Genomic DNA, 13228 nt, shown 5'->3' with positions numbered 1-13228 from the left:
ATCTCAGGGCGTTTGTTGTGGATCGAATTGACCACGCATTAACGACATCACGCTAGCGTGACCCTACCTATATCCTCGTGGGGTTTCTGTGCGCATGTCCGATCAGGCGACGATCGTTGCTATCTCCAATCAGCAACCTGCGCCATTTGCGACAGCCCTGGCCGAGAGCCACATCTTTCCCGTCGTTGACGCGACGTGGAGCACCGCGCTCGAGGCAATTGCGAAGGTGCAGCCGGCCGCTGTCGTGGCAGCGGCGACCGCCGCGGAGTTGCCGGCTCTTGAGCAACTAGCGACGAGGCTCAGCGCCCGGCAGCCCTACATTCCGCTGATCGCCATCGATCCGGTGGCCACGTTGCCCGGTCACGCCATCCCGATCATGGGCGAGCGCGGACAATTCGAGCGCCTTGGCGCACGGTTGCGCAACGCCCTGCGCGTTCGTGCCCTGCACGCCACGGTGCTGCGTCGTTTGACTGCCGATAATCTGCATACATTCACCACCAACGCGCCCGATCCGCTGGACGATGCGACGGTGATGCTGGTCGGCCGCGGCGGCAGCCATCCCGCATTGTCGGTGGCGTTTGGCGAGCGGGTGAGCGTGGTCGGTGCGCTGAGCATCGAGGCGGCCGCCAAGCATCTGAATGCCCGTGATCTCGACGGCATCGTCATCGGCGAAGGATTCACGCCGCGTGTGGTCGATGCGTTTCTCACGGTGCTGGCGGAAGACCCCCGTTTCCGCAGCTTGCCGGTGATCATCACTGCACCGGGTTCGCGGCTCGACTACGACCTCGCCAATCTCGAAACCATCGCAGGCGATGCCGATCATGTCGCGCAATTCGCGCTGCCGCTGGTCCGCCAACGCGCTTTCGAGGCGCGGCTGAACCGGACCCTCCGTTCGATCGAATCCGAAGGTTTGATCGATGCAACGACCGGCCTGCTGACGCCCGAGGCCTTCGACCGCGATCTCGCAACCGCCGTCTATCACACGCAGACGCGTGGCGGTGGCCTTTCGGCAGCACGCTTCACTTTCAGGGATATGCCGTTGCGTGCCCAGCGCGACGCGGCCCGGATCATCAGTCGGCTGATGCGCAAGATCGATTTCGGCACGCTGTGCGCCGATGGATCGATCGTGGTGGTGTTCGCCGAGACCGATCCGCGCAACGCGCACATGATCGCCCGGCGACTCTCCGCTGTGATGAAGCACACCATGCATGGCCCGAAGCGCGATGCACGCAACGATCCGCGCGTGAAGGTGATCGGCATGACGCCGGACGATTCCGCAAAATCGCTGCTCGCGCGATTACAGGACGCAGCGGCTCAGCGCGCCGCTTCATGACAATTCCGCAATATGCGGAACGATGCTCATAAGCCCGCATTGTCGCGACATCCGAAACGGAGACAACGACAATGAAAAAACTCGCAATCATCACCGCCTCGCTCGCTCTGCTCGCCACCCCGGCCCTGGCGCAATCCACCTCCACCTCCACCACGACGACGGCTCCCGCCGCAGCCACCACGGGCGCAGCGCCTGCCGAGGCGAAGTATTCGACGGTGTCCAAGGACGAAATGTTCTCGTCCAAGCTGAAGGGTCTGAACGTTACCAATCAGGCGAACGAAACCGTCGGCGAGATCTCTGACCTCGCGATCAAGAACAATCAGGTGGATGCGCTGATCCTGTCGGTCGGCGGCTTCCTCGGCGTCGGAGAACGTTACGTCGCCGTGTCCCCGGCTTCGGTGAAGGTCAGCCTGAAGGATGACAAGTGGGTGGCGTCGATGAACACCACCAAGGATGCCCTCAAGGCTGCTCCGGAATTCAAATATCCGAAGTAAGCGGATTTCATACGCGCTTGTTACGGCCGCGGGCAGCGATGCCCGCGGCTGTTTGCGTCACGCCGCCTTCTTGCCGCTCTCGGCAAGGTTGGCGAGGTCGCGCAGGATATCCGTTGCACCTTCAAGGCGATCCTCTGGCGTGTCCCATTCCTGCAGGAAGACGACCTTCATATCCGGACGCACCTTGGCCGCATTGCCATAGCGGCGGATGAAAGCAACGAGCTTCTCGGGCTCGGCAAAGCTGTTGTCGCGGAACACGAGCGACATGCCCTTCGGGCCCGCATCGACCTTCTCGACATTCGCGCGGCGGCAATAGGACTTGATGGCGGCGATCTTGAAGAGATAGCGCACCTCGTCCGGCAGCACGCCAAAGCGGTCGCGCAGTTCGGCGGCAAAGCTCTCGATTTCCTCGTCGGTATCGAGATCGGCGAGACGTCGATACAGCGAGAGGCGCACCGAGAGATCCGCGACGAAATCGTCGGGGATCATCACCGGCATGCCGAGCGTGATGCTCGGCGACCAACGATCGGCAATCGGTTCAGAGATGCCGGACTTGAGCGCGAGGATCGCCTCCTCCAGCATCGATTGATACAGCTCGAATCCGACTTCCTTGATGTGGCCGGACTGCTCCTCGCCCAGCAGGTTGCCGGCGCCGCGGATGTCGAGATCATGCGAGGCGAGCTGGAAGCCGGCGCCGAGGTTCTCCAGCGACTGCAGCACCTTCAGGCGCCTCTCCGCCTGCGCCGTGATCTTCTGCTTGTCCGGCAGCGTAAACAGCGCATAGGCGCGTAGCTTGGAGCGTCCGACACGGCCACGCAGCTGGTAGAGCTGCGCGAGGCCGAACATGTCGGCACGGTGGATGATCAGCGTGTTGGCGTTCGGAATATCCAGGCCGGACTCCACGATCGTGGTGGACAGCAGGATATCGTATTTGCCGTCGTAGAAGGCGGACATGATGTCCTCGATGACGGTCGGCGCCATCTGGCCGTGGGCCACCGCGACCTTCATCTCCGGCACATGCTTGTCGAGGAAGTTCTTCACCTCGGCGAGATCGTCGATGCGCGGCACGACATAAAACGCCTGTCCGCCGCGATACCGCTCGCGCAGCAGCGCTTCACGGATCATCAGCGGATCATGCGGGGCAACGAAAGTGCGCACGGCGAGACGATCGACCGGAGCGGACGCGATGATCGACAGGTCGCGCACCCCGGTCAGCGCGAGCTGGAGCGTCCGCGGGATCGGGGTCGCCGACAGCGTCAGCACATGGACGTTGGCACGAAGCTGCTTGAGACGCTCCTTATGCGTCACGCCAAAGTGCTGCTCCTCGTCCACCACGACGAGCCCGAGATCCTTGAACTTGATGGACTTGCCGAGCAGCGCATGGGTGCCGACGACGATGTCGACGGAGCCATCGGCAATGCCCTTCTTGGTCGCCGTTAGTTCCTTCGGCGTCACCAGGCGCGATGCCTGCGCGACATTCACCGGGAAGCCGCGGAAACGCTCGGCAAAGTTCTTGGCATGCTGACGCGCGAGCAGCGTGGTCGGGACGACGACCGCCACCTGCTTGCCTTCCATGGCAACGCCAAAAGTAGCGCGCATGGCGACTTCCGTCTTGCCGAAGCCGACATCGCCGCAGATCAGGCGATCCATCGGCTTGCCGCTTTCGAGATCATGCAGCGCCGCGTCGATGGCGTTCTGCTGGTCCTCGGTTTCCTCGTAGGGGAAGCGTGCGCAGAACTCGTCATACTGTTCGCGCGGGATCGAGATCTTCTCAGTCTCGCGCAGATGGCGTTCGGCAGCGATCTTGATGAGTTCGCCGGCGATCTCCTGAATGCGATTCTTGAGTTTGGCCTTGCGCGCCTGCCAGCCGGAGCCGCCAAGCTTGTCGAGCTCCACATTGGTCTGGTCGGAGCCATAGCGCGACAGCAGTTCGATATTTTCGACAGGAAGATAAAGCTTGGTCTCGTTGGCATAGCGCAGTTCGAGACAGTCATGCGGCGCTCCGCCGACCTCCAGCGTCTGCAGGCCAACGAAGCGACCGATACCGTGCTCCACATGGACGACAATGTCGCCAGCCGAGAGCGACGTGACCTCGGAGATGAAATTGTCGAGCTTGCGGCTGGCCTTGCGCGGGCGCACGAGGCGATCACCGAGAATGTCTTGTTCGCTGATGACGGCGACATGGTCGGTCTCGAAGCCCGACTCCATGCCGACCACGGCGAGCGAGGCTTCATTGCGCGGCACCGCATTCACGGCGCGCCAGGAATTCACCATCTGCAGATTGAGCAGCTTGTGATCCCGGAGCATGCTCGCCATGCGGTCGCGCGAGCCCTCGCTCCACAGTGCGACGACGACCTTCTTGCGTGCAGATTGCAGCGACTGGATGTGCGCGACCACGCGCTCGAACACGTTGACCGAGCTATCGGCACGCTCCGGTGCGAAATCGCGACCCTGCCGAGCGCCGGCATCGACAGTGTCAGCGGTTCCTTCTGGCACGGCAAAGGGTGAAAGACGTGCCACAGCCCTCCCATGGAGCCGCTTCTTCCATTCGTCTTCGGTGAGATACAGCCGGTCTGGCGGCAACGGCTTGTAGATGGCGCCGCCGCCCGACATGCCCATGGCGTCCTTGCGGGCCTCGTAATAGTCCTGGATCTGCTTGAAACGCTCGCTTGCGGCATCTTCCGCCAGCGACTGCATCAGGATGGGCGTACGATCGAAATAATCGAACAGCGTATCCATCTTCTCCTGGAACAGCGGCAGCCAGTGCTCCATGCCGGGATGGCGGCGGCCTTCGCTGACCGCTTCATAGAGCTGGTCGTCCCGCTCCGGCGCGCCGAATTCGGCGACATAGCCCATGCGGAACCGGCGGATGGTTTCGGTGACAAGCTGGAATTCGGAAACGGGTACCAGATCGAGCCCGCGCATCGTCAGATGCGTGCGCTGGGTCTCGGCATCGAAGGTGCGGATCGATTCCAGGCTGTCGCCGAAGAAATCGAAACGCACGGGCATTTCGAGGCCGGCGGGAAACAGATCGAGGATGCCGCCGCGCACGGCATATTCGCCGGGTTCGCGCACCGTCGAGGAACGGCTGTAGCCGTTGTGCTCGAGCCAGGCGACGATGTTGTCCATCGGCACCACATTGCCGGGCGCCACGGACAGTGCCTGGGCGGCGACGATGTCGCGCGTCGGCACCCGCTGCACCATGGCATTGACGGTGGTCAGGACGATCATCGGCTTGTCGCTGCCGGTAAGGCGCGACAGCTGCGCCAGCGCGGTCATGCGCTGCGCGAGAACGCCGGCGAAAGGCGAGACGCGATCGTAAGGCTGGCAATCCCAGGCCGGGAATTGCAGCACCGGCAGGTCCGGCGCGAAAAACTCAAGCGCACGCGCGAGCTGCTGCATGCGGGGGCCGTCGCGACACACCACCGCAAGGCTCACCGCCGGCGGCTTCGGTTTGGCGGCGATCGCGCGCGCGAGATCGGCGACGATCAGGCCTTCGGCGCCCTCGCTCACATTGGCAAAGGTCAACGCCTTGCCGGGCAGAAGTTGCGAGGCCGGCGACGCGACGGGAGACTTCATCAGGCCTTGTCCAGGTTGCGGAACTCTTTGATCCGCGCGAACAGCGGCGTGTGATATTCCGGCGCGAGCTCGGTGTCGCCGACAAAGGCCGGATAGAGCTCGGGGTCCTCGAGAGCGATCAGCGCTTCGAGCTGCGTGAGTTCCAGATCGGCGAGAATGCCGATTTCGGCGTCCGCGAAGCGGCCCAGGATCAGGTCCATCTCGCGCGTGCCGCGATGCCAGCAGCGATACAGAAGCCGCTTGCGGCGATCATCCAGCCCGTTGCTCGATCGTGTCGTACCCGTCATCCGTCCGTTCCCAAGCCGCTGAAGTGAAACGCCAAAAGCCCGGACATGCCGGGCCGGGTGCATATAGCGACCGCCTGCCCCGTTGTCAGCACCTCACGCACGCAATACGGGCCTGCGCGGATTGCTTTCGCTCCAAAATGCCGCCAAGTCTGGCGGTATCCGGCGAATTCTGCCGTTCCATGAGTCGACCATGCGCCCAGAAGTGCTCAATTCCCTGTTCGCACCGATCACGGCCATGACCGGGATCGGACCAAAGCAGGAAAAACTGTTCCGCTTCCTGCTCGGCCGCGACGAGACACCGCGCATCGTCGATCTGCTGCTGCATCTGCCCGCGAGTGTCATCGACCGCCGCCAGCGGCCAAAGATCAACGAGGCCGAGATCGGCGCCATGGTGACGCTGGAGGTGATCGTCGAGCGGCACCGCCCGCCACCGCCCGGCCGTTCCCGCGCACCGCATCTGGTGTATTGCGCCGATGATACCGGCACGGTGATCCTCACCTATTTCCGGACCTATCCCGGCCAGATCGAAAAGCTGCTGCCCGAGGGCGAGAAACGCTACGTCTCCGGCACCACGCAGCTGTTCGACGGCATGCTGCAAATGACGCATCCCGACCGCGTGGTGGACGAGGAAGGCTTTGCGAAACTTACGGGCATCGATGCCGTCTATTCGCTGACGCAAGGCCTGGCGATCACTGCGCTGCGCAAGGCGATCGCCCAGGCGCTGACGAAGCTGCCTGATTTGCCGGAATGGATCGGTGCCGAGGTTATCAGGCGCTGCAAATTTTCGTCTTTTGCAGATGCGCTACAGCGCGTTCACGTCCCGCAGGAACTGACGGACATCCTCCCGGACGGCCCGTTCTGGTCACGCCTTGCCTATGATGAGTTGCTGGCTGGCCAGCTTGCGCTCGCCCTGGTACGCGCGCAGCTGCGCCGTCCGGCAGGTGACCGCAACGCCGGTGACGGCGCGCTGCGGCGAAAGATCATCGATGCGCTGCCATATGCACTGACGCCGTCGCAGCAAAGCGCGTCGGCGGCCATCGCAAACGATCTCACACAGCCGGTGCGGATGCTGCGCCTGCTGCAGGGCGATGTCGGCTCCGGCAAGACCGTGGTGGCCCTGCTTGCCGCTGCGGCTGTCGCCGAGGTCGGCAAGCAGACGGCGCTGATGGCACCGACGGAGATTCTCGCACGCCAGCACGTGAAGACCATCGCTCCGCTCGCAGAACGCGCCGGGCTCACCGTCGCGATCCTCACTGGCCGCGAAAAGGGACGCGAGCGCAAGGACATTCTCGCACGTCTGGAAGCCGGCGAGATCGACTTTCTGGTCGGCACACATGCGCTGATCCAGGACGACGTGATTTTCAAATCCCTTGCCCTTGCGGTTGTCGATGAACAGCATCGCTTCGGTGTCCGCGAACGGCTGGCGCTGACCAACAAGGGCTCCGCGGTGGATGTCCTCGTGCTGTCGGCGACGCCGATTCCGCGCACACTGGTGCTGACTTATTTCGGCGACATGGATATCTCCGAGTTGCGCGAAAAACCTGCGGGCCGCCAGCCGATCGAGACGCGCACGTTTTCAGCGAGCCGCCTTCAGGAGATCATCGACGGCGTCGGCCGTGCCGTGGACAGCGGCAAACTCATCTACTGGATCGTGCCGCTGGTCGAAGAATCCGAGATGGACGGCCCCAAGCTCACCAATGCCGAGGAGCGTTTCGAAAGCCTGCAACAGCGTTTTGGCGACAAGGTCGGCCTCGTCCATGGCCGCATGCGCGGGCCGGAAAAGGATGCGGCGATGGCGCGGTTTGCTGCCGGCGAAACGCAGATCCTCGTCGCAACGACGGTGGTCGAGGTCGGCGTCGATGTACCTGCCGCGACCATCATGGTGATCGAGAATGCCGAACGTTTCGGCCTCGCACAGCTGCATCAGCTCCGCGGCCGTATCGGTCGCGGCTCCGAAGCCTCCACCTGCCTTCTGATCTATCGCGAGCCACTGGGCGAAATCGCCAAGAAACGCCTCACGGTGATCAAGGATTCAACCGACGGTTTCCGCATCGCCGAGGAAGACCTCAAGCTGCGCGGCGAAGGCGACGTGCTGGGAACGCGCCAATCCGGTCTTCCCGGCTACCGCATCGCACGCTCGGAAGTGCATGCACAGCTGATCACGCAGGCCCGCGACGAGGCACTCCGGATACTCCAGGATAATCCGAAACTCACCGGCGAACGCGGCGAGGCCTTGCGCTGCCTGCTCTATCTGTATGAGCGCGACGAGGCGATATCGCTGCTAGGTGCTGGATAATTCTCAGGCGGAGAGTCGCGCGAACAAGGTCCGCCCGAATGTCCAGCAGGCGCTGGGGATCGTGGGCGAGCCGATATAGGTGATGGCCAGCACGCTCAGCGCAGCATTGGCGATCCACCACGGCCGCTCGGGCGTCGAAAATCCGAAGCCCGAACATGCGATATTCACGAAGAACGCCGCATAGGCCATCCAGACCGAAAGCCAGGGATGGCCATAGCCGGCGATCCGCAACTCGGTCACCCCGGTCACCAGAACGCTGACGGCGACGATCGCCCATACGAGTGTCGATGTCTTGATAGTGCGCATTCACCTGCCCCGGCCAAGATCGAGACGACCGCTGTCAGCGGATTCTCGGTTCACTCGACCTTCGCAGGTTGCTTCGTCACCGTTGCCGCGCGTGACTTCTTCGCCATCTCGGCCAAAGCCGCGATCTTTTTCTGCGGATCGGAACCAGGCTGCACCACGCCGGCCGACATGATCAGCGTCGCCGCGGCTTCCGCCGACATGTCGATCTCGATCAGCTTGCTCTTCGGCACATAGAAGAAAAAGCCCGTGGTCGGATTCGGAGCGCACGGCAGGAACACAGAGATATGCTCCTCTTCGCTGGGGATCTTGGTGGACACTTCCACGCTCGGCGGCTGCGAGATCAGCACCAGCGACCACATGCCCGGCGATGGAAACTCCACCATGCCGACCTTGCGGAAGCTCGATCCGTTACCGGAGAACAGCGTCTCGAACACCTGCTTCAGACCGCGATAGATCGCGCGCACCACCGGCATGCGGCCGAGCAGGTTTTCGCCGAGATCGACCAGTGAACGGCCGATCAGATTGGCGGTGAGGAAGCCGAGAAGCGTCAGCGCGACGAAAGCAACGACCAGGCCCGAGCCCGGAATGCCGTAAGGCAGCCATTGCTCCGGCCGATAGGCCTCCGGCACCAGCGGGCGCACGATGGAATCGACCCAGGTGACGAACCACCAGGTCAGATAGAACGTAATGGCGATCGGCCCCGCGACAATCAGGCCGGTGAGGAAGTAATTGCGAATGCGCGCCATGAAGCCCCGCGGGGCATCGGGCGGCAGTTCGCCCAAAGGCGGTGTCGGCGGCAGATCGGTGGGCTGCATCAATCTCTCTGCATCTGGCTGGAACGACATGCGACGGCACGCCGGCCACTCTGGTGGGTATCCTAGCAGGATTTCGCCAGTGCGGGGAAAGTCACCTTTCGGACGATCCCACAAGGATCGTCCGAAAATGGAACACAACCCATTGAAATCGTCGCAATCCCGGCTGGTCAGCCGGGACCTGCGACAATCCGGCCCTACTCTACGGTGACCGATTTCGCGAGATTTCGCGGCTGATCGACGTCGGTGCCCATCACCACGGCGGTGTGATAGGCAAGCAGTTGCACCGGCACCGCATAGACCAGCGGCGTGAAGGCGGCGGCCATGTCGGGCATCACGATGGTGACCATCGAGTCCACCGTCGCCTCTTCCGCGCCCTTGGCATCGGTCATCAGGATGATGCGGCCGCCGCGCGCGGCGACTTCCTGCATGTTGGAGACGGTCTTGTCGAACACCTTGTCGTAAGGCGCGATCACCACCACCGGCATGGTCTCGTCGATCAGCGCGATCGGCCCATGCTTGAGTTCGCCGGCGGCATACCCCTCGGCGTGGATGTAGGAGATTTCCTTGAGCTTCAGCGCGCCTTCCAGCGCCAGCGGATAGCTGGTGCCGCGACCGAGATAGAGCACGTCCTTTGACTTGGCGATATCGCGCGCAAGCTTCTCGATCTCGTGCTCGTGCGTCAGCGCTTCGGTCATCAGGCGCGGAATTTCCACCAGTCCATGAACGAGCTTCGCCTCGTCGGCATCCGACAGCAGACCGCGCGCCTTGCCGGCAGCGACCGCAAGCGCGGCGAGCGTCATCAACTGACAGGTGAAGGCCTTGGTCGAGGCAACACCGATTTCTGGCCCGGCCAGCGTCGGCATCACCGTCTCGCTTTCGCGCGCAATCGTCGAGGTCGGCACGTTGACCACGGCGAGCGTATGCATGCCTTCGGCCTTGGCATAGCGCAGCGCCGCCAGCGTGTCGGCGGTCTCACCGGACTGCGAGATGAAGATCGCCAGATCGCCCTTGCGCACCGGTGCTTCGCGGTAACGGAATTCGGAGGCGACATCGACTTCGACGGGCAACCGCGCAAAGCGTTCGAACCAGTATTTCGCGACCCAGCCGGCGAGGCTCGCAGTGCCGCACGCGGCGATCGAGATGCGCTGGATGTCATTGAAATCGAACGGCAGCTCGGTCGGCAGCAAAATCCGCTCGCTCGCCATGTCGACGTAGCGGGCCAGCGTGTGACCGACGACTTCCGGCTGCTCGTGAATTTCCTTGGCCATGAAGTGGCGATAATTCGCCTTGTCGACCATGAATGCCGACGCGCCCGACTTCAGCACCTCGCGCTTGGCGGGATTATTGCTCTCGTCGAAAATCTCGCAGCCCTTGTGGCTCATCACCACCCAGTCGCCATCCTCGAGATAGCAGATGTCATCGGTGAACGGCGCCAGCGCGATGGCATCGGAGCCAAGATACATTTCGCCATCGCCGAAACCGACGGCCAGTGGTGAGCCCTTGCGCGCACCGACCATGAGGTCGTCGTGATCCTTGAACACGAAGGCAAGCGCGAAGGCGCCCTTCAAGCGCGGCAGCGCCTGCTTCACGGCGTCGACGGGCTTCGCACCTTTCTTGACGAAGGAATTGACGAGATGCGCAACGGTCTCGGTGTCGGTCTCGCTGGCGAACACCGCACCCTGCTTCTCGAGTTCGATGCGCAATTCACGGAAATTTTCGATGATGCCGTTATGCACGACCGCAACGCCATCGGCGGCGTGGGGATGCGCATTGGCTTCGGTCGGCTTGCCGTGGGTCGCCCAGCGCGTGTGGCCGATGCCGACATGGCCGGCCAGCGGCTCCTTGCCGAGCTTGGCTTCGAGATTCTTCAGCTTGCCTTCCGCACGTCGCCGCGTGACTTCGCCGTTTTCCAGCGTCGCGACACCTGCGGAATCGTAGCCGCGATATTCGAGCCGCTTCAGCGAATCCACGATCTGCTCAGCGACCGGTTTACGCCCCAGAATTCCGACGATGCCGCACATGCGCGAAGTGATCCCCAGTAAAAATCGTAAAGTTGTCCCGTATGGTCAGGACGTTTTTCCGGAACCCTCTTAGCGAGAATCTCGAATGCCTTGGTACTCAATAATTATTGCCGATTGAGACAAGTTGACGGGTCTCAGCGGCGATTTTGCTCCAGGCGTTTAACAAAGCCTCAACATTATTCCTGAAGACTCTGATGCGGAATGGAGTACTGATCATGTGGGAGCCGCGCAATCCGAGAGAGCCGCGATCCATCGCAGGGATCAGGCTGCGTCAGATCGAGATGCACAATAGCCGCCTCGCCCATTGGCCGCCGCCGATGCGCGACACCGTGACGCCACCGGCCCACGAGCCTCCACCCAACCCCAATATCCTGCCTGACGAGCCGGTCAAGGCGCCACGTCGCAACTGGTTCCTGAAGCCCAAATCCGGCAAGTAGCGCCGCTTCCCGGACGTGTCACTTCGATTTCTTCAGCCCCGCATGCTTGTCGCGGAAGCGCTTGCCCCAGCCTTCGTTCGTCGCAACCGCGTTGCGCTCTACCGCCAGTGCATCGTCCGGCACATCACGGGTGATCACCGACCCCGAGCCGATATAGGCCCCGCTGCCGATTTTCACCGGCGCAACGAGTGACGAGTTCGAGCCGACAAACGCCCCGGCGCCGATGATGGTCTTCGCCTTGTTGAATCCGTCATAGTTGCAGGTGATCGTGCCCGCGCCGATATTGGCGCCAGCGCCAATCTCGCTGTCGCCGATGTAGGTGAGGTGATTGACCTTGACGCCCGCCGCCAGTTTCGCAGCCTTCATCTCCACGAAATTGCCCACCCGCACGCCCTCGCCCAGCGAGGTCCCTGGCCGCAATCGCGCATAGGGACCGACCGAAACCTTCTTGCCGATGTCTGCCTGAACGATGTGGGAGAAGGCGTGGATAACCGCGCCATCGGCGATGCTGACACCCGGACCGACCACGACATATTGCTCGATCATCACGTCCTTGCCGAAACGCGTATCAGCGGACAAATGCACCGTCTCGGGCGCGACGATGGTGACGCCTGCATCCAGCGCTGCCGTGCGCAAGCGGGCCTGCATGATAGCTTCGGCTTCAGCAAGTTGCGCCTTGGTGTTGATCCCGCGAACCTCGTCCTCGTCGGTCTCGATGACGGTTGCCTTGAGCCCCATGCTGCGAACAATCTCGACCGCATCGGTCAGGTAGTACTCGCCCTTGCTGTTGGCCTTGCCGATCTTCTCGATCAGGGCGAGCGCCGACTTGCCGGCAAAGGCCATGACACCGGCGTTGCAGAGGTCGACCTTGCGCTCGGCCTCGCTTGCATCGGCCTGTTCACGAATGGCTACGAGTTCGCCGGCATCGACAAGCAGCCGTCCATAGCCGGTCGGGTCCTGCGCGCGAAAACCGAGCACCGTCAACGCAGCGCCGTCCTTGAGTGGCGCCCGCAACCGCTCGAAAGTCGCGGCCGAGATCAGCGGCGTATCGCCGAACGCAATCAAGAGATCGTCGGCGCCCTTCGCGATGGCCTCCTTCGCGGCCAGCACGGCATGAGCGGTGCCCAGCCGTTCGCGCTGCACGAATGTCGATGCATCGCTGCGGACACGCGTGGCCTCCGCGGCAACGTCCTCGCGATCCGGCCCGACCACAACCGCAAGCGCAGCACCCGGCCCTTGTGGCGCTGCCATCAGCACATGCGCGAGCAGCGACTGGTTCGCCACTTGATGCAGCACTTTCGGCAACGACGATCGCATCCGCGTCCCCTCGCCGGCCGCGAGTACGATCGTAAGGCTGGTCCTGCCGGTCATTGCAAAGTCCTCGTTTCCACTGTGCCGACGTCATAGCGGCTTTTCGCCGCCGCCGGAAATCGCTTTCCTGCACGTCGTGGCTTCACGACGTCAGGTTGGCGACGGTTTCCTGATAATGTCGGATCGTGATTCGGGGCGACGGGACGACGCAGACGTCGGATGGCTGACAAGCGCGACCAATGGGCGGACTCCTTCTCAGCCGAGCCGCAACGCGGCTGGCTGACGGGATTTCTTGCAGATGAAGATAGGGGAACCCGGCGCCTGATGTGGCGACTGGGCTCTTGGGGCG

10 protein-coding genes are annotated in these 13228 nt (G+C 62.8%); 4 read left to right on the top strand and 6 right to left on the bottom strand.

Annotated elements, in window-relative coordinates; genetic code table 11:
- Positions 1 to 94: 94 nt before the first annotated feature.
- Both ACIQ17_RS12615 and ACIQ17_RS12610 read left to right on the top strand, forming a co-directional pair.
- Positions 95 to 1333, top strand: coding sequence for a GGDEF domain-containing protein (locus ACIQ17_RS12615; RefSeq protein WP_398469014.1), 1239 nt, complete (start codon positions 95 to 97; stop codon positions 1331 to 1333).
- A gap of 71 nt (positions 1334 to 1404) precedes the next feature.
- Positions 1405 to 1827, top strand: coding sequence for a PRC-barrel domain-containing protein (locus ACIQ17_RS12610; RefSeq protein WP_398469012.1), 423 nt, complete (start codon positions 1405 to 1407; stop codon positions 1825 to 1827).
- Between the two features lie 57 nt (positions 1828 to 1884).
- On the opposite strand, the gene mfd is transcribed toward ACIQ17_RS12610, so the two are convergent.
- Together mfd and ACIQ17_RS12600 are read right to left on the bottom strand one after the other, a co-directional pair.
- Entirely contained in the window at positions 1885 to 5406 is a 3522-nt protein-coding gene (gene mfd, locus ACIQ17_RS12605; RefSeq protein ID WP_398469010.1) for a transcription-repair coupling factor, read from the bottom strand.
- The gene (locus ACIQ17_RS12600; protein WP_398469041.1) at positions 5406 to 5693 is read right to left on the bottom strand and encodes a succinate dehydrogenase assembly factor 2; all 288 of its coding nucleotides are present in this window, start codon (positions 5691 to 5693) and stop codon (positions 5406 to 5408) included. Before ACIQ17_RS12600 ends, mfd begins: the two co-directional genes overlap by 1 nt.
- A gap of 190 nt (positions 5694 to 5883) precedes the next feature.
- On the opposite strand from ACIQ17_RS12600, the gene recG reads away from it, so the two are divergent.
- On the top strand, positions 5884 to 7989 hold the full coding sequence (gene recG / locus ACIQ17_RS12595; RefSeq protein ID WP_398469008.1) for an ATP-dependent DNA helicase RecG: 2106 nt from the start codon (positions 5884 to 5886) through the stop codon (positions 7987 to 7989).
- 3 nt (positions 7990 to 7992) lie between these two features.
- On the opposite strand, the gene ACIQ17_RS12590 is transcribed toward recG, so the two are convergent.
- The 3 genes from ACIQ17_RS12590 to glmS form a co-directional block, all read right to left on the bottom strand.
- Positions 7993 to 8295 carry a hypothetical protein gene (locus ACIQ17_RS12590; RefSeq protein WP_398469006.1) on the bottom strand — a complete coding sequence of 101 codons (303 nt, stop codon included), beginning with the start codon at positions 8293 to 8295 and terminating at the stop codon, positions 7993 to 7995.
- 50 nt (positions 8296 to 8345) lie between these two features.
- The gene (locus ACIQ17_RS12585; RefSeq protein WP_398469004.1) at positions 8346 to 9110 is read right to left on the bottom strand and encodes a DUF502 domain-containing protein; all 765 of its coding nucleotides are present in this window, start codon (positions 9108 to 9110) and stop codon (positions 8346 to 8348) included.
- 194 nt (positions 9111 to 9304) lie between these two features.
- The gene (gene glmS / locus ACIQ17_RS12580; protein WP_398469002.1) at positions 9305 to 11131 is read right to left on the bottom strand and encodes a glutamine--fructose-6-phosphate transaminase (isomerizing); all 1827 of its coding nucleotides are present in this window, start codon (positions 11129 to 11131) and stop codon (positions 9305 to 9307) included.
- A 194-nt stretch (positions 11132 to 11325) separates the two neighbouring features.
- On the opposite strand from glmS, the gene ACIQ17_RS12575 reads away from it, so the two are divergent.
- A complete protein-coding gene (locus ACIQ17_RS12575; RefSeq protein ID WP_398469000.1) occupies positions 11326 to 11568 on the top strand; it encodes a hypothetical protein in 243 nt (80 codons plus the stop codon).
- A gap of 18 nt (positions 11569 to 11586) precedes the next feature.
- On the opposite strand, the gene glmU is transcribed toward ACIQ17_RS12575, so the two are convergent.
- On the bottom strand, positions 11587 to 12939 hold the full coding sequence (gene glmU / locus ACIQ17_RS12570) for a bifunctional UDP-N-acetylglucosamine diphosphorylase/glucosamine-1-phosphate N-acetyltransferase GlmU (RefSeq protein ID WP_398468998.1): 1353 nt from the start codon (positions 12937 to 12939) through the stop codon (positions 11587 to 11589).
- Between the last annotated feature and the right edge of the window lie 289 nt (positions 12940 to 13228).

Origin of the sequence: Tardiphaga sp., assembly GCF_044340795.1 — a bacterium.
Classification (GTDB): domain Bacteria; phylum Pseudomonadota; class Alphaproteobacteria; order Rhizobiales; family Xanthobacteraceae; genus Tardiphaga.
This window is presented reverse-complemented; position numbering and strand designations above follow the sequence as displayed.